The sequence below is a fragment of the Streptomyces sp. GbtcB6 genome (genome assembly GCF_019091475.1).
GTDB lineage: Bacteria > Actinomycetota > Actinomycetes > Streptomycetales > Streptomycetaceae > Streptomyces > Streptomyces hyaluromycini.
In genome coordinates this window covers 464882-482204 of the sequence record NZ_JAGXJL010000002.1, presented here as the reverse complement: position 1 = coordinate 482204, position 17323 = coordinate 464882, and the positions used below count along the sequence as shown (strand labels likewise).

General features: G+C 69.5%; 8 protein-coding genes. 4 read left to right on the top strand and 4 right to left on the bottom strand.

Annotated elements, in window-relative coordinates; all coding sequences use genetic code 11:
- Window positions 1-4 precede the first annotated feature (4 nt).
- Window positions 5-7129: a non-ribosomal peptide synthetase gene (locus tag KVT45_RS04960; protein WP_217545222.1), complete on the bottom strand. Its 7125-nt coding sequence runs from the start codon at window positions 7127-7129 to the stop codon at window positions 5-7.
- Window positions 7130-7313: 184 nt separating this feature from the next.
- Window positions 7314-7625, bottom strand: a complete 312-nt coding sequence (locus tag KVT45_RS04955) for an anti-sigma factor (RefSeq protein ID WP_217545221.1) — start codon at window positions 7623-7625, stop codon at window positions 7314-7316.
- Window positions 7626-7832: 207 nt separating this feature from the next.
- Here KVT45_RS04955 and KVT45_RS04950 point away from each other — a divergent pair, with 207 nt between their 5' ends.
- A complete protein-coding gene (locus KVT45_RS04950; RefSeq protein ID WP_217545220.1) occupies window positions 7833-8045 on the top strand; it encodes an MbtH family NRPS accessory protein in 213 nt (70 codons plus the stop codon).
- Between the two features lie 173 nt (window positions 8046-8218).
- Here the strand turns inward: KVT45_RS04950 and KVT45_RS04945 are convergent, their stop codons facing one another.
- Entirely contained in the window at window positions 8219-8581 is a 363-nt protein-coding gene (locus KVT45_RS04945) for a helix-turn-helix domain-containing protein (protein WP_254646293.1), read from the bottom strand.
- 196 nt (window positions 8582-8777) lie between these two features.
- Between KVT45_RS04945 and KVT45_RS04940 the strand changes: the two genes are divergently transcribed.
- The 3 genes from KVT45_RS04940 to KVT45_RS04930 all read left to right on the top strand — a co-directional run bounded on the left by KVT45_RS04940 (window position 8778) and on the right by KVT45_RS04930 (window position 13966).
- Complete coding sequence (locus tag KVT45_RS04940; protein WP_254646292.1) at window positions 8778-9818, top strand: zinc-binding alcohol dehydrogenase family protein; 1041 nt, start codon at window positions 8778-8780, stop codon at window positions 9816-9818.
- 141 nt (window positions 9819-9959) lie between these two features.
- Entirely contained in the window at window positions 9960-13094 is a 3135-nt protein-coding gene (locus KVT45_RS04935) for a BTAD domain-containing putative transcriptional regulator (protein ID WP_217545219.1), read from the top strand.
- A gap of 296 nt (window positions 13095-13390) precedes the next feature.
- Window positions 13391-13966, top strand: a complete 576-nt coding sequence (locus KVT45_RS04930) for a sigma-70 family RNA polymerase sigma factor (protein ID WP_217545218.1) — start codon at window positions 13391-13393, stop codon at window positions 13964-13966.
- A gap of 38 nt (window positions 13967-14004) precedes the next feature.
- On the opposite strand, the gene KVT45_RS04925 is transcribed toward KVT45_RS04930, so the two are convergent.
- Window positions 14005-17079 (bottom strand): BTAD domain-containing putative transcriptional regulator, encoded by a 3075-nt coding sequence (locus KVT45_RS04925; protein ID WP_254646291.1) that lies wholly within the window; start codon window positions 17077-17079, stop codon window positions 14005-14007.
- Between the last annotated feature and the right edge of the window lie 244 nt (window positions 17080-17323).

The window sequence follows — 17323 nt, the reverse complement described above, 5'->3', positions numbered from 1 at the left end:
GGACTCAGTTCTCTCCCCGGAGGATGTCCCGGATTTCTGTCGCCATCGCGCCGAGCGGGCCGGGCTGCATCATCTCGTGATGGTGGCAGGAGATCGGGTGCTCGGTGATATGCCCGCGTACATAGGGGGCCCATGTCCTGACCGCGGATTCGCGTCGGTCGGATGCGGCGGTGAAGGCAAGCACATCTCCGCGGAATTGCGGAGGGACATAGGTGTGCCGTGACGTCCGGGCCGTCTCATAGTCCTGGTACATGGCCAGGATCGTTGACTCGTCGAGGTCTCGCAGCGGGTGGTCGGATGCCTTGAGGGCATTGAGCAATTCCCGCGGATCGTGGTGGTCGACCTCTGCGAGATCCAGCTGCACACCGATCGCGCCTGCCAGGTCCGGCAGGTGGTCGGGTTCGGGGTCGACCTCGTCGGGCCGGGCGGTCGGATGCGCGTCGATCAGCACCAGGAAGTCGACGGACTGGCCCTCCTGCTGAAGCAGTGCCGCCGTCGCGTGTGCGAGGACACCACCGGACGACCAGCCGAGGAGGCGGTAGGGGCCGTGCGGCTGCACCGACCGGATCTCGTTCACGTAGTCTGCGGCGATCTCCTCAACGGTGGCCGGGACGTCCCGGAGTTGGGTGAGTCCGCGTGTCTGGAGGCCGTAGAGCCGCTGGTCCGCGGGTAGGTGCTGGATGAGGCGTGCGTAGACCCATGCCAGTCCGCCGGCCGGATGGAAGCAGAACAGGGGCGGCCCGTCGCCACGGAGGTTGAGAGGCAGCAGGACCTCCAGCGCGCTGCCGGAGGACTCCGCTTCGAGCCTGCCGGCCAGCGCGGCCACGGTGGGTGCTTCGAAGAGGTCCCGTAGCGGCAGGTCGCGCCCGAGCGTCGCGCGGATGCGGCTCACCAGCCGGGTGGCGGTCAGCGAGTGGCCGCCGAGCTCGAAGAACGAGTCGTCGATACCGACCTGTTCGAGACCGAGTACGTCCGCGAACAACCCGCACAGCACCTCTTCGTCCGCGGTTCGGGGCGGGCGGAAGGGCATCGGGGCTGCCGTGAAGTCCGGCTGCGGCAACAACCGGCGATCCCTCTTGCCGTTCGGCGTGAGCGGCAACGCGTCGAGCGCCACGACCTTGTCGGGCACCATGTGGCTCGGCAGGGTCCCGGCCGCGTAGGACCTGAGCGCGGCTGCGTCGAGGTGGCCTTCGGCGGTCGGTACGGCATACGCGACCAGCCGCGGGTCGCCGGCGGGGTCCTCGTGCACGGCGGCGGCCACACTGCTGACGGAGGGGTGCCGGGCCAGTACGGACTCGACTTCGCCGAGTTCGATGCGGTAGCCCCTGACCTTCACCTGGCTGTCGGCCCGACCGACGAACTCCAGCTGCCCCGCGGAGTTCCACCGCACCAAGTCTCCTGTGCGGTACATGCGTTCGCCCTCGGTGCCGTAGGGGCAGGCGACGAACCGCTCCGCCGTCAGACCGGGGCGGCGCAGATAGCCACGGGCCAGACCGACGCCCGCCAGGTACAGCTCGCCCACGACACCGGGCGGGACAGGATTGAGTCCCGGGTCAAGAACATAAGTACGGGTGTTGTGGATGGGGCGGCCGATCGGCAGCGAGGGGCGCGGCGCGTCCACATCGTCGGGATGTACCTGGTGGTACGTGGCGGCGATGGTGGTTTCGGTGGGGCCGTAGCCGTTGAGCATGCGACGGCCGGCCGACCACGGCCGTGCGAGCGACGTTGCGCCGGCCTCGCCACCGACGGTCAGGGTACGCACGCCGTGCAGAGCACCGTCGGGAAGCACCGCGAGGACGGCCGGGGGAACGAAGCAGTGGGTGATGCCCTGCTCGCAGACGATGCCGGCCAGTTCATGGGGGGCCGGGGCGGTCGACGGCACGACGAGGCAGGCGCCGGCGACCAGTGCCCGGTGTATCTCCCCGCCGGCCGCGTCGAAGCTCAGCGATGCGAACTGCAGCACCTTGCTGTGCCGGTCGACGGCCAGACGCTCGATCTGGTACCGCACCACCGCGCCGAGTGCGGCGTGGGTTACCTGAACTCCCGCGGGCCGGCCGGTCGAACCGGAGGTGAATATGACGTAGGCGGGGTGATCCGGCTCCAGCGGTGTGGTCCGCTCCTCATCGGTGAGGTCGGTCTCGTCCTGCCGGGCCAGCGCCGCACGTGTCCTGGCGTCGTCGAGCACCATGCGGGGAGTCCGGGCCGTGTCGGGCAGGGAGTCCGCGACCGCACCGGTGGTGAGGACGACGGACGGCTGCGCGTCGGCGAGCATGAGTGCGATGCGTTCGGAAGGATAGGCGGTGTCGATCGGCAGGTAGGCCGCGCCGCTCTTGACGACGGCCAGGAGCGCGACGATCATCTCGGCCGACCGGGGGACCGCCAGGGCGACGATCCCTTCCGGCCCGACCCCCGATGCGACGAGCATCCGTGCCAGGGCGTTGGCTCGCGCGTTCAGCTCGGCGTAGGTGAGGCTGCCGTGCTCGTGAACCACCGCGGTCGCCGAAGGCTGCTCGCGTACCCGGTGCCGGAACAGGTCTGCCGGCGTCGTGGGCGTGGTGTCGGCGGAGGTGTCGTTCCACTCGGTCAGGACCCGGTGTTCCTCGGCGGGGCCGAGAAGCCGGAGCCGGTCGATCGGTGTCCGCGGCGCGGCGGAGCCCGAGTCGAGGATTCTGGTCAGCATGTCGGCGAAGCAGGCGACCGTCGACTCGTCGAAGAGGTCGGTCGCGAAGTTGATCAGTCCGGTGAGGCCGATCGGTGTGCCGTCGGCATCGCGCTGCTCGGTCAGATTGATGGACAGGTCGAACCTGGGGGGCCGGGGAGTACCCGGCAGACGGCGCACGGTCAGTCCGGGCAGGCGGAGTTCCGGGCGCCCGCTGTCGACAGCGAGCATCACCTGGAAGAGCGGATGATGCGAGGTGGACCTGGTCGGTGAGAGCTCTTCAACGAGCCGCTCGAACGGCACCTCCTGGTGGGCGTACGCGGAGAGGCAGGTCTCGCGCACCCGCGCCAGGAGGTCTGCGAAAGTGGGGTTGCCGGCGGTGTCGGTGCGCAGCACGAGGGTGTTCGCGAAGAACCCGATCAGAGGGGTCAACGCCTCGTCGTCGCGTCCGGCCATCGGTGAGCCGACCGGGATGTCGGTCTGCCCGCTGATACGGCTCAACAGGACCGTCAGGGCCGTGTAGAGCACCATGAAGGTGCTGACATCGTGCCGGAGTGCGGTCTGTACGAGCCGCTGGTGCAACGCGGCGTCGATCGACACCGGCACGGTCGCCCCGGTGCGGCCGGGCCGGGCCGGACGCGGCCGGTCCGTCGGCAGCTCCAGCCGATTCGGCAGGTCGGCCAGCTCGCGCCGCCAGAAGTCCAACTGACGTGAAAGCAAGCTGTCCTGGTGCTCTGCCGAGCCCAGCAGTTCCCGCTGCCACATGGTGAAGTCGGCGTACTGGACCGGTAGAGGCGCCCATGCCGGTTCGCGACCCGATCGACGTGCCTCGTACGCGGTCGACAACTCCTGTGCGAGGACGCCCAGTGACAGGCCGTCGCCTGCTATGTGATGGAGTACCAGGCTCAGGACGTGCTCCTCGTCCGCCACGGTGAACAGAGCGCAGCGCAGGGGCGGTTCCGTGGCGAGGTCGAAGGGCCGATCCGCCTCGACGGCCAGCGCGGTGGCCATGTCCGACTCAAGTCCGGAGATCCGTAGCGCAGTTGTGTGCTCCATCGGCATCACGACCTGCTCGGGTTCACCGTCGGTGGAGGGGAAGACCGTTCGCAGCGCCTCGTGACGGTTTGTCACATCGAGCAGCGCCTGACCCAGGGCAGCCGGGTCCAGAGGGCCCGAGAGGTGTACTGCCATCGGGATGTTGTGCGTGGCGTTCGGCCCCTCGAGCTCGTTCAGGAACCAGAGTCTGTGCTGAGCCGCCGACAAGGGCACCCGGTGCGGTCGTGGACGGACACCCAGCTCAGGCCGGGATGCCGATGGCTCGCCCAGGTGCCGGGCCAGCGTCGCGGGTGTGGAATTGTCGAACAGGGTGCGAAGGGTGAGGTCGACGCCCAGGACGCTCCGCACCCGGTTGACGAGACGGATGGCTGTCAGCGAGTGACCGCCGAGCGAGAAGAAGTCATCGTCGACGCCGACTCGCGGCAGCGCGAGTGTCTCGGCGTACAGCCCGCAGAGCAGCTCCTCACGGTGGTTGCGGGGCGGGCGGGAGGAGACGGCGGAGGGCAGTGGCGCGGGCAGCGCCTTGCGGTCGGCCTTTCCGTTCGGGGTCAGAGGGATGCGGTCCAGCACCGTGACCGAGCCGGGCACCATGTAAGGGGGCAGCTGGGCGGACACATGTGAGACGAGCTCGGCGGAGCCGACCTCGAACCCGGAGCGTGGGGTGACGTAGGCGGCCAGCCGCCGGTCGCCGGGGCCGGACTCGTGGACCGTCACCACGGCCTGTGCGACATGAGGATGCTGCGAGAGGGTGTGCTCGATCTCGGCCGGCTCGATCCGGTATCCGCGCAGCTTGACCTGATGGTCCGTACGCCCGGTGTACTGCAATGTGCCATCGGGGTTCCACCGGGCGGTGTCGCCGGTTCGGTACATCCGGCTGCCAGGAGGGCCGTAGGGGTTGGCGACGAACCGGCCCGCGGTGAGAACCGGCTGACCGTGGTAACCGCGGGCCAGACCGGCGCCGGCGATGTACAGCTCTCCCCTGACGCCCGGGGGGACCGGTTGCAGGTTTTTGTCCAGGACGTAGACGGAGGTGTTGCCTATCGGGACCCCGATCGGTGGCGAGTCAGGGCATGCTTCGTCCAGCGACGCGCATGTCGACCAGATCGTCGTCTCGGTCGGGCCGTAGACATTGGTGACTTCCGCACCCGATTCATGCAGGTGGCGGGCCAGGTTCGCGGAGAGCGGCTCCCCTCCGACAAGCAGCTTCCGCAGCTTCCGCGGCGCCTGGGGAGCAGCCATGGCGAGCGCCTGCCAGGCGGACGGTGTCGCCTGCATGACCGATGCACCGGAGCGGTCGACGAGTCCGGCGAGTTGGTTCGGATCGCGCACACTGCCGGAGTCGGCGAGCACGACTCGTGCGCCGACGATCAGCGGTGCGTACAGCTCGAGGGCCGAGATGTCGAAAGCGACCGTGGTCACGGCCAGCAGGCGGTCGTCACTGGTGAGCGGCAGGAAACTCCGGCTGCACATGAGCAGGTTGGCAAGGGCCTCGTGCGTGACGACCACGCCCTTGGGCCTGCCCGTGGATCCGGAGGTGTAGATCAGATACGCCGGATGCGACGGGTGCAGGGCTGCCCCCCGGTCGCTGTCGGACAGGTCGCCGCCGGCCTGTGCTGCGATCTCTGCGGCCTCCGCGGGGGCGTCCGGTCTCAGTGTCCTGACCCCTTGAAGCTGCCCCACGAGCTCTGGGGGCAGGGTCTGATCCGTGATCAGCAGGGCCGATTCGGCGTCTGTGATCACGTGGGCGAGCCGGGCCGGCGGATGCTCGGGATCGAGGGGCACATACGCCGCCCCCGATTTCGCGACGGCCAGGAGGGTGACGACGAGATCGCAGGTGCGGCCCATGAGCACGGTGACGGGCTTCTCGACGCCGGCGCCCTGCGCCAGGAGATGCCGGGCCAACCGGTTGGCCCGCCGGTTCAGTTCCCCGTAGCTGATCTGGACGGGATCGGGACCGGCGCCGTACTGGGTGACGGCAACGGCATCGGGGGTGGCCCGCGCCTGCCGCTCGAACAACTCGGCCAGGCACGCCGGTGCCGTACTCGTCGCCGTGTCGTTCCACTTCACCAGTACGCGGTGCTCTTCGTCCGGACCGAGGAGCCTGATGCGGCCGATCGGGGTGTCCGGAGCCGATGGGTCTGCGATCGAGTCGAGCAGCGTCTGGTACCGGCGGGCATGGGCGCGGTTGGCATCCTCGGCATACAGTTCCGGGTTGGCGTCGAACGCGACTTGCATGCTGCCGTCCGCCGCCCGGTCGTACACCGAGATCGTGAGGTCGTCGACCGGCCCGTTCGAGAGGTTGTACGGGACCACGGGAGTGCCGCCGAAATCCGCGTCGAAGTCGAACGACATGACATTGATCGACGGGCCGAAGAGCGTCCCGGAGTTGACCAGCTTCAGGTCACGGCTGATGTCCTCGTACCGGTACCGGTGATGGCGCAGCGCCTCACGCAGCACGCCCGAACTGTGCCGCACCAACTCGGTGAGAGTCATCTCCGGCTGAACCGTGAGGCGGATCGGGAGGATATTGGCCATCATCGCGGGAATCCGGCGCTGTACCACGCCCGTGCGGCCCAGGGACGGGACACCGAGAACGATGTCCTCTTCACCCGTCATCCGGTGGAGGAAGAGCGCGGTGGCGGAGATCAACAGGCTTGCCAGACTCGCGTCTGTCCGGTTCGCCGCCTCCCGGAGGAGATCCGCCCGCTGTGCGGAAACCACCTCCAGATGGCGGCGGAACCATTTCGGCTTGCTCTGCGCTGCGGAGCCGCCACTCAGACTCACAGGCCGGGGCCGGTCCGCGAAAGTCTCCGACCAGAACCGCTGGTCGGCCGTGAACGAGGCGGAAGCGCGGTAGGCGGCCTCGGCTTTGATCAGCACGTCGACCGGCTTCAGTGTTCCCTCGTCGGGGGACTGCCCTCGAAGCAGCGCGTTGTAGACGGCAGAGGTGCGCGCAAGCAGCAGGGGACTGCTGAATCCGTCCAGCGCGATGTGATGGCAGCGCGAATACCAGAGGAACCGGCCGGGAGCGGTGGTGAAAAGCGCGTGAGTGAAGAGCGGGCCCTTGAGCAGGTCCACCGGACGCCTCATGTCCGACCACATCCAGTGCTCGGCCGCGGCCCGCGGATCCCGCTCGCTGCTCACGTCGATCCGATACAGGTTCCAGTCCACCAGCCCGTCGAACACCTGCCGTACGGAGCCGCCGTCCAGGACGAAGCGCGCGTGGACCGCCTGGACCTCGCTCACGGTGCGTCTGAGTGCGGTCTCGAAGGCCGGTACGTCCAGCTCGCCACAGAATTCAACATATTCACCGGCATTGAAGATGGTGTTCTCGGGGTCCAGTTGCTGGGCGTACCAAATCCCGAGTTGTCCCTCCATCAACGGCCGAGAGGCGGGCTCGTCGTTTTTCGACACGCTAAAGACTCCTTGGTGGTCAATCGGATCGGCGAAGGGACCTGCGAATCACGCCGTGTGAATTACGCTCGACAAGCAAGCCACACACCTGGTTCGGCGGGAGTCGCGCATCTTTGCCCTGCGTCTCTACGTACCTGACCGGACGAAGGTTCACCGAGGCAGGGCGACGGGTCTGCAGCGCGGGCTAGGGCCGGCTCCGGCGGGTCTTCGAACGCTGCCGGTCCGCAGCCGGGGGGAGCGGAGGCATCGCGGCGGCCTCCGCCAGTACGGCGCGGACCGCGGCCTCCCGAAGTTCGGGAATCTTGCCGGACCAGTCACCGAGCAGCTCTTCCTCGGGCAGGTCTCGGAGACCGGACAACGTCGCGAGGATGTCGCCGGCTTCGGTCGCGCAGGCCGGGCATGCGCGCAGATGTCTGCCGACGCCTTCGGACTCCTCGGAATCGAGGGCTGCCATGACATAGGCAGCCAGTTGTGACTTCTCCTGTTCGCATTTCACGCTGCGATCTCCTGGAATGGTCTCCGTTCCCCCGGCGACTCGTTTGGTCTACGACGAGCGGGCCCGAACGGTTCACGACGGAGCCGAACACCCCGGCCGCGGCAGACCGGCCGATCCGTGAACCTCGCCCGGCTGGCCGCCGTAGACGACGAGGGTGGGCACCTGTGAGGCCACTGACATCGCGTGATCGACTAGGAAGGAAGTCCCATGACCAATCCGTTCGAGGACCCGGATGCCGAATACCTGGTACTGCGAAATGCCGAGCACCAGTATTCGCTCTGGCCGGTATTCGTGGACCTGCCCGGCGGCTGGGACGTCGTCTTCGGCGCGGCTCCCCGCGACGACTGTGACGCGTACATCGAGGCCACGTGGACCGACATGCGCCCGAAGAGCCTGACCGACGCGATGAACGACGAGTGAAGGAGAAGATCCGGACCCGGCGTGCGCCGGGGGAAGACAGGCCGGGTCCGGAGCGGCCGGGAACGAGGGGGGAAGTGTCCCAGCCGCTAGGGATACGGGCGGGCGGCGGGGGTGGTTCACCGCGGCGGGCCTTTGCGGGCACGGTGCGGTGTGACGGCCGTGGAGCCGCCGTGTCAGTGGGACGCCGGGAACCGTTCGATGTTCTCCTCCACCCAGGTGCGCAGGTGGGCCAGCGGCCGGCAGGCGTCCTCACCGAGCGGGGTCAGGCTGTATTCGACGCGGGGCGGGACTTCCGGGTAGATCTCGCGGTCGACCAGGCCGTGATCCTCCAGGCGGCGCAGCGTCTGGGTGAGCACCTTGGGGCTCACCCCTTGCAGACGTGCACGCAGTGCCCCGAACCGCTGGGGCCCGTCCTCCAGAGCACCCAGGGCGAGGGCGCTCCACTTGTTGGCGAGCAGATCCAGCATGTCACGGCAGGGGCAGGCGGCCAGGTAGACGCTCTTCGGGTCGTCGCACAGGTGTGCTGTCGTCGTCATACAGCGATAGTACCCAATGGGAACTATAGGTCCTTGCGGGTAACCACTATCCATTTCGTACTGTCGCTGACGTGGTCGAAGTCGCGGACCCCCGCGCGTGTCCTGTCGGCGCGACCACGTCCTCTCGATGTATCTGAAGCGGAGCGGCACCGTCCGCAGCTCTCGGATCACGCACACGTGGAAAGGCCCGACCACCATGAACGACACGTACGACATCCCCGCGACGATGCCCGCGGTCGCGTACCGCAAGTCGCTGCCCGCCGACGATGCCGAGAGCCTGGTCGACGTCACGCTGCCCACCCCGAAGCCGGGCCCCCGTGACGTGCTGGTGCGGGTCGAGGCGATCGCCGTCAACCCGGTGGACTACAAGATCCGGCAGAACGTCGACCCGGGCGGGGAGGCGAAGGTGCTCGGCTGGGACGCCGCCGGGACCGTCGTCGCCGTCGGCGGCGAGGTGGAACTCTTCTCCGTGGGCGACGAGGTGTACTACGCCGGTGCGCTGGACCGCCCCGGCGCCAACTCCCGCTACCACGTGGTCGACGAGCGCATCGTCGCCCGCAAGCCGGCCACCCTCTCCTTCGCCGAGGCCGCCGCGCTGCCGCTGACCTCGCTCACGGCATGGGAGGGGCTCTTCGAGCGGCTGGGGCTGCGCACGGGTGCCCTGGAGCAGACCGGCGCCCTGCTGATCACCGCGGCCGCCGGCGGCGTGGGCTCGATCACCGCGCAGCTGGCCCGCGCCCTCACCAGCCTCACCGTCATCGGTACGGCGTCGCGGCCCGAGAGCGTCGACTTCGCGCGCCGGATGGGTGTCCACCACGTCGTCGACCACCGCCGGCCCCTTGTGGCGCAGCTGGCCGAAGTGGCCCCGGACGGCATCGACTTCGTGTTCGGCACCATTGCGACCGACCGCAATCTGGCCGCGTACGCCGAGGCGCTCACCCCCTTCGGCCGGATCGTCGCCATCGACGACTTCGACTCGCTGCCCCTCGGAGTGCTCAAGGCGAAGAGCATCTCCTTCCACTGGGAGTTCATGTACACGCGGTCGATGTTCCGTACGGCCGACCAGAGCATGCAGCACCACATCCTCACCCAGGTCGCCCGCCTCGTCGACGCCGGCATCCTCACCACCACGGCCACCCGCGACCTGGGCCCGGTCAACGCCGCCAACCTCCGTGAGGCCCACCGCGTCCAGGAGACCGGCGCAGCCATCGGCAAGACCACTCTCACCGGATTCTGATCGGCCGAGGTACGGGGTTCTGTGCCGCCGCGGGCCGCGAGCCGTCTCCGGGACACTCCCCGGAGCGACTAGCCTGACCGCCCGCGGCGCCGGCCCCGTGGCACATCCTGGTTCACAGGCCGGAAGACGAAGGAGGACGTCATGCGCTTCCGGCTCCTCGGTCCCCTTGAACTGCTTACCGACCGTGGTGCCGTCGTGCTTCCCGGAGTCCTCTCCCGTGCGATCGTCGCGCGGCTGCTCCTGGCCCGGGGAGCGGTCGTCCAGCGGGACACGCTCATCGACGACCTGTGGGCGGAGCGTGAGGCGAAGGATCCGGTCAATGCCCTGCAGGTCCAGGTGACCAAACTCCGCTCGGCCTTCGCGGCGCAGGGCGAGGGCGAGCGCCTGCTGTCGCGTCACGGGGGCTACCAGGTCGACCTCAGGCCGGAGGACGAACTCGACACGCTCCGCTTCGAGACCGCGGTCCGACGGGGGCACGACTGCCTGAAGGCCGGTGCCTACCGGGAGGCGGAGACCGCCCTGCGGGAGGGGCTGTCGTTGTGGCGTGGGCGGGTTCTGGACGATCTGGAGGGCCGGGCGTTCGGGTCGGAGAGGTCGCGTCTCGAGGATCTCCGGCTGGGCGCGCTGGAGGATGTCGCGGCGGCGGGGCTGGAGTTGGGGCGTGCGGAACAGCTGGTGCCGGAGCTGAAGGCGCTGGTGGCCGTCTCGCCGTTGCGTGAACGGTTGCGTGAGCGGCTGATGCTGGCGCTCTACCGTTCCGGGCGGCTGGCCGATGCGCTGGAGGTGTACGAGGAGGGGCGCCGGCTGCTCCGGGCGGAGCTGGGGGTCGTTCCGTCGCTGGAGCTGCGGTCGTTGCACGCGGCGCTCGTGCGGCACGATCCGTCGGTCCGGGCTCCGGGAGCGGTCAACGCCGTCACCGTGGATGTCGCGTCGCCGGCGAAGAAGGGCAATCTGGGCCGTCCGCTGGGCCCGTTCGTGGGCCGGCGGGGGGACCTGGAGGGGCTCTGCGAGGCGGTCGGCAGGGAGCGGCTGGTCACCGTGGTGGGGCCCGGGGGAGTGGGCAAGACGCGGCTGGTGCTGGAGGCCGGCCCGGTTCTGGAGTCCTCGTGCGACGGCGTGTGGTGGGTGGATCTGGCCTCGACCGAGGAAGCGGGTGTGCTGCCCGCGGTCGCAGGCGCCCTGGGCCTGTCGGACGCGTCGGTACGGCCGGACCAGCCGCCGCACGACTACGCGCACCGGCGGCTGGCCTCGTTCTTCGCGGGACGGGACGCGGTTCTCGCCCTCGACAACTGCGAGCATGTGCTCGACGCGGTCGCTCCACTGGCGGGCACGCTGCTGGGCAGCTGCCCCTCGCTGAGGGTCGTGACCACGAGCCGGGCGCCGCTGGGGACTCGGGGCGAGGTGCTCTACCAGCTCGCGCCGATGCCGGAGACGGAGGCCGCGGACCTGTTCGCCGCGCGTGCCGTGATGATCGACCCGTCGTTCCTCGCGGACGAGGCGGGGGTGCGGGACATCCGTTCGCTGTGCCGCCGGCTGGACGGCCTGCCGCTGGCGGTCGAACTGGCCGCCGCCCACGTGCGGTTGCTGTCGGTGCGGGAGATCGAGGCCCGGCTGGACAACCGTTTCGCGCTGCTGACGAAGGGGGAACGGACGGCACCGGCCCGTCACCGCACGTTGCGTGCGGTGCTGGACTGGAGTTACGCACTGCTCGACGTGACCGAGCAGCGGGTGCTGACGGAACTCGCCCTGTACGTCGGAGGGTGCTCCGTCGAGGTCGCGGAGACCGCGGTCGCACTGGACGCGGAGTGCAGGCACGAGTTGCTGCCCGTGCTGGCGCAACTGGTCGACAAGTCCCTCCTCTTCTCCGTGCCCACGCCCCACGGCAACCGGCTGCGCATGCTGGAGACGGTCCGTGAGTACGCCCTGGCCCGGCTCCTCGACGAGGGGAGGGCGGCCGAGGCGGAGGAACGCCTCATGGCGTGGGCCCTGGACTTCGTGCGCGAGGGCGGCGACGGGATCGCGTCCGGCGACCAGGGGGAGTGGGTCCGACGGCTCACCGCGGAGTCCGCCAACATCAGGGCCGCCTCGGATCTGATGCTGGACAGGTCGAGGACGGCCCAGGTCCTTTGGCTGGAAGCACGGCTGGGCTACTACTGGCACATCAGCGGCCGTGAAGAAGAGGGAATCGAGCGTCTGCAGCGCGGCCTCCAGGCCTTCGACTCCGCACAGGGAATGCAGGCCGCGGCACCCACCGCGGAGGACGAGCGGGCGCTCTTCTACACCCTTGCCTGGCTCGTCTGGCTCAACCACGTGGTCGGCCGGCACGCGGAGGCCCGCACCCTCATCGACCGGTTCAGAACGGAATGGCGGCAGGCGAAGAACCCCGACCTCGCGGTCCTGGGGCCCTGCTTCGAGCCGATGCACGCCATGCTGAACGGGCAGGACGACGTGGCAGAGCTCTTCACCCTGGCGGAGAAGGGCGTCGAGGGCACCGACTTCCACTGGGACCGGACGGTCCTCTACGCGAACTGGTCGTTCCACTGCCTTCAGCACGGGGACGTCGAGGGCGCCCGCAGCCGCGGCCTGGCCGCCGTCTCGGCGGCACGCGCCGCGTCCGACGACTTCGCGCGGGCGTTCTCCCTCGTCCCCTGCGGCGACGCGGAGGAAAGCGGCGGACTCCGTGACCGGGCCCGCGAGCACTGGACCGAAGCGGCACGCATTCTGCGCCGCATCGGCGCGCGGGCCCTGTACGCGTACACCGCGCTCAGGATCGCCTGCCTGGACATCGCGGAAGGAGCCTTCGACGCGGCCGGAGCACGGCTGGCGGAGCTGGACCGGCTCGCGGACGAACTGAGTGCGGACGACCTGCGGGCCGCGACCGCCATCCTGCGCGCGGTGCTCGCGCTCCACGACCGTCGCCTCTCCGACGCGCGGAGGATCTTCAGCAGCGTCTGGAACAGCCCCATGGCGCCGCTCGACCGCAGAGCGGTCTCCGCCGTCGGCCTGGCCGTCGTGGCGACGTCGGGCCTGTCCGCTCCCTCCGCGTCGGACGACGTCCGGATGTGGCTGGAGCGCGCACACCGGGCCCACGCCCGGGTTCTCGAACCGCTGGCCCACCGCGCGGTGGCCGTCCTGCTGGACGAGGTGGACGCCTGCCACCGGTCCGGTCCGGGCCACGAGACCGCGGCGGACCGGGTCCATGAATGGCTCTCCGGCAACCCCTTCGTCATGGTCTGCTTCAGCGGAGTACTGAACGGCCCCGGCCGGCACCGCTGATCCGGGCCCACCGACCGGGGCGGACCCACCGTACGAACTCCGCCCTCGGCGCGGCAGGCTGTGAACCTCCTCGTGGTGCTCCCCGTAACAGCAGCGGACGGCATGCGACATCAGGCGACCTGCGCGACGCCCGGTCATGGGTGCTGATTCCCCTTTCGCGCGGCTGTCCTCGCAGCTGGGTGCCGGTTAAGCGGACGGCAAGCGGTTGGCAAGCAGTCCCCTCAAGGGTTGGCCCGTTCAGCTTTCAACGAGTTTGCGCGCCCTCCGTTCTCTGTCGGCGCGCGGGGAACGCGGGCATGAGACACAGCACAGGCAACCGGGGCACGGACCAGAAACGACCGACCGGCCGTACCCGGGACAGGGCAGGGGACGAGGCGTTCGTGCGTGCCCTCTACGACAAGCACGGGATGTTCATGGCGAGAGTGGCGACCGGGCTGCTGTGCGGTGACACCCATCAGGCCCAGGACATGGTGCAGGAGACCGTCCTGCGGGCCTGGCGGCACGCCGGTGTCCTCGACCCCGAGGCGGAGGGGGTGCGGCCCTGGCTCGTCACCGTCCTGCGCAACCTCGTCATCGACGGCCACCGCGCCCGCCGGGCCCGCCCCCCGGAGACCGACGACACCACCCTCGCCGACCTGCCCGGCCCCGAAGGCCTGGAACGCGCCCTCAGCAAGAAGATCGTCCGCGAAGCCCTGGCGGACCTCTCCCTCCAGCACCGCGAGATCCTCGTCCACGCCCACTTCCTCGACCACTCGGTGGAACGGACCTCCCAGCTCCTCGGCATACCCCGCGGCACCGTCAAGTCCCGCACCCACCTCGCCCTCAGAGCCCTGCGGACCGCATTGGCCGAGCGCGGCTACACCCACTCCTGAGCGGGAACCTCGTTCCGCTGCGGCCGCTGCCCCCACACTCACCAGAAGGCGGCCAACACGGACGGCGAGCCCGACAGGCGCTCGTGGAGGGGATGTCCCCGGGTCGGCACTGCGTGTCGCCCCTCCGTGATGTCGGCGAGAAGACAGCCGACCGCCTTCCGGGTGAGGGGCTCCATGAGCAGATCGGTCAGGCGCCCGGCCTCGAGAAGGATTTCCTGCGGGTCCGCGCCCCCGGCAGGTTCCGGGCGCGACGGCGGCACACAGGTGGCGAGCGCAAGACCCGCCACCGCCTTGCGGTTACGAGGGGAGGTCGGTGACGACCAGACCTCCCGGAAGACGGCCTCGGCCTCGTCGAAGCGTGACTGGCCGGCCAGGACCACCCCGCGCAGATTGGCGACGGCCGCCCTGAGGTCGTACGAGACGAGCTCGGAGGCGACCTTCTCCACTTCGGACAGTCTCCTGTCCGCCGAGTCGATGTGTCCTTCTCCCACATCGAGGAAGGCGAGCCGCAACGCTCGGTAGGCCCACCGCGACCGCGCGCCTATGGACCGGAAGACACCGCAGGCCTCGCTCCACGACTCCCGGGCCGCGTCCCTCCTGCCGACGCTCTCCTCGGCGTCGCCGCGGGCCGTGAGGCAGACCGACAGGGTGACGGGGTCGTCGATGGCCTTGGACACCTCGATGCCGGTCAGCGCGTGCTCCCGTGCCGCGTCCGCGTCTCCCGCGTGCAGGCAGTAGGTGGACCAGGCGTAGTGCAGGGCGACCCGGTCCCAGCCGAACTCCGTACCGGCGATCCCCGCGTCGGCCGCCGCGAACCGGGCCTCCCAGCCCTCCTCGGCGGCAAGCCGCGCGTGCAGGGCCTCCCAGACAGGACCCACGACGGCCAGATCCGGATTCCTCGCACTCCGCCAGGTGTCGCTGTAGCGCTCCTCGTACTTCAGCGCGCTGTCATGCCGTCCGGAGACATGGTTGAGCCAGGCCAGCCAGACGAAGACGTAGCAGAGGGCCCACTCCTCCTCGGGTGCCGGACGCCGGTGACCGGGGGCGGTCCGCATGGCCGTGTCGTAGGCGTCCAGGGTGCGGGTCAGCCGGTCGATTCCCTCTTCTTCACGGCCGAGGATGTACCAGAAGTATCCGAGAGACGATTCGAGACGAAGCGCGTCGGCGACCCGTGCCGTGCGCGTCATGAGTTCCGAGGCGACTCTGAGATTCGCGGACTCCTCGGTGACACGGCGGGACCAGTAGGCCTGCTCCCGCGACGGCATGCCCTTGTGGCCCTCTCTGACGAACCCCAGCGACCACGCGACGAAGCGGTCCTGGGCCGGCGCCAGCTCTCCCTTTTCCGCAAGCTTCGCCAGCGCGTACTCGCGTACCGTCTCCAGCATCTGGAAACGGGTCCCGCCGGCGGTGCGGACAGTGAAGATCAGTGACTTGTCGACCAGTTGACCCAGGACGTGAAGAACGCCGGCGGTGTCCCCCGAGGCGGGCTCCGAAGGCGGCGGTCCGCCCTTCTCCGCGTCCTCGACGGAGCAGCCGGCCACGCGCAGGGCGAGTTCGCCCAGCACCAGTTGCTCGGAGCCGCTGAGCAGGGCGTAACTCCAGTCGAGAACCGCGCGGAGGGTCCGGTGCCGGCGGGGGGCGGTGCGTGCTCCCTTGACCAGCAGGGCGAACCGGTCGTCCAGCCGTTCGGCGATTTCCGCGACGGACAGCAGTCTCACGTGCGCGGCGGCGAGTTCGACGGCGAGCGGAAGTCCGTCCAGCCGACGGCACAGTTCGACGACCCCGTGGTCCCTCGCCGTGTCCTGGTCGAACGACGGGTCGATCATCGAGGCTCGGAGGGCGAAGAGCCGGGCGGCTTCCTCCGCGGCCATCGGGTCCACCGGGAAGAGCACTTCGCCGGAGGTGCTCAGCGGTTCTCTGCTGGTGGCCACGATCGTGACCGACGGACAGGTGTCGAGCAGCTTCTGCACGAGAAGCGCCGTTTCGTCCAGGACGTGTTCGCAATTGTCGAAGGCCAGGATCGCCGTGTGTTCCTGCAGATAGGAGACGATCCGCTCGAGAGGGCCGAGTGGATACTGGTCCGCCGTGACCGAGCTCTCGGACAGACCGAGTGCGGAGGCAAGGGCCGACAGCACACCGTCCTTTCCGGCGGCCACGAGGTCGATCCACCAGACGGCCGCGCCGGCGTCGCCCCGTCGCGACAGCGCCTCCAGCATGAGCCGGGTCTTGCCCACACCTCCTGGGCCGACGGCCGTGACGAGGCGCTGACGGCCGATCTCCGCCCGCAGACTCCGCAGCATGCCGACGCGTCCCACGAACGCGCCAGGAGGAAACATCAGGTTCCCTTCCGCCGTCGCGTGATGCGGACGATCCCTGGAAGCCTCCGGGGTGCCTGATGCACCGCCGGGTCCCCGGAGGGCAGGGTCGTGCGAAAGGATCGCCCTGTGCAGCGCCTCCAGATCGGGAGACGGGGCGAGTCCGAGCTCGGAGTCCAGCAGACGCCGTCCGTCGCGGAAGAGCGCGAGCGCCTCGGCCTGCCGTCCGCAGCGGTAGAGCGCCAGCATCAACTGAGCGCGAGGCTTTTCCCGCAGGGGATGCGCGGCCACCAGATGCGCCAGTTCCACGACGAGTTCGCGGGACTTTCCCAGTGCCATGCCGGCGGTGACGGCATCCTCGTTGGCCGTGAGCCGGAGCTCCTCCAGCCGGGCGCGCTCCGCGTCGAAGAAGAAGCCGGTCAGGTCCTTGAGGGCGGGAGCCCGCCACAGTGCCAGCGCCTCCCGCAGCAGTGCTTCCGCCTCCGTGTGATTCCCTTCGCGGAGATCCTTCCGGCCGCGGAGAATCCGGTCCTCGAATTCGGTGACATCGACACGGTCGTGCTCCGAAAGGATCAACCGGTAGCCGCCGGACCGCATGACGATCCGCCCCTCTTCGCCTCGGGCGGCAAAGGAAGTACGCAGTTTTGTCATCTGCACCTGCAGAGCGTTGACGGGATTCTTCGCCGTCCGCTCACCCCACAGTTCGTCGACGAGGGTCTCGCTCTGCACCGGACGCCCCTCGGCCAGGATCAGCCTCGCGATGACGGCACGCCCCAGGGAACCCGGGAAATCAATCAAGGACCCGTCGGAGGCGACCGCTTCAAGGTGTCCGAGCAATCGAAAACGCATGTGCTTTTCTAGCACGGGTGAGTGGCCGGCCCTGGTCCCGTCATGTGCCGTCGGACGCGGGGCCACGAACCGACCTGCCTCCCGAGGTGGGTGAACCGGCTCCCGATGCGGCTCGTACCCCGCAATGAGACGAGTCCGGCGAACGGCTCGTCCGGGGGCGGTCCGCCCCCGTCTGCCCTGGGCCCGTCCGCCC

Coding starts and splice junctions, on each gene's coding strand:
- KVT45_RS04950 (WP_217545220.1), top strand. CDS start 7,833: ATGACCAATCCGTTCGAGGACCCGGATGCCGAATACCTGGTACTGCGA.
- KVT45_RS04940 (WP_254646292.1), top strand. CDS start 8,778: ATGAACGACACGTACGACATCCCCGCGACGATGCCCGCGGTCGCGTAC.
- KVT45_RS04945 (WP_254646293.1), bottom strand. CDS start 8,581: ATGACGACGACAGCACACCTGTGCGACGACCCGAAGAGCGTCTACCTG.
- KVT45_RS04935 (WP_217545219.1), top strand. CDS start 9,960: ATGCGCTTCCGGCTCCTCGGTCCCCTTGAACTGCTTACCGACCGTGGT.
- KVT45_RS04930 (WP_217545218.1), top strand. CDS start 13,391: ATGAGACACAGCACAGGCAACCGGGGCACGGACCAGAAACGACCGACC.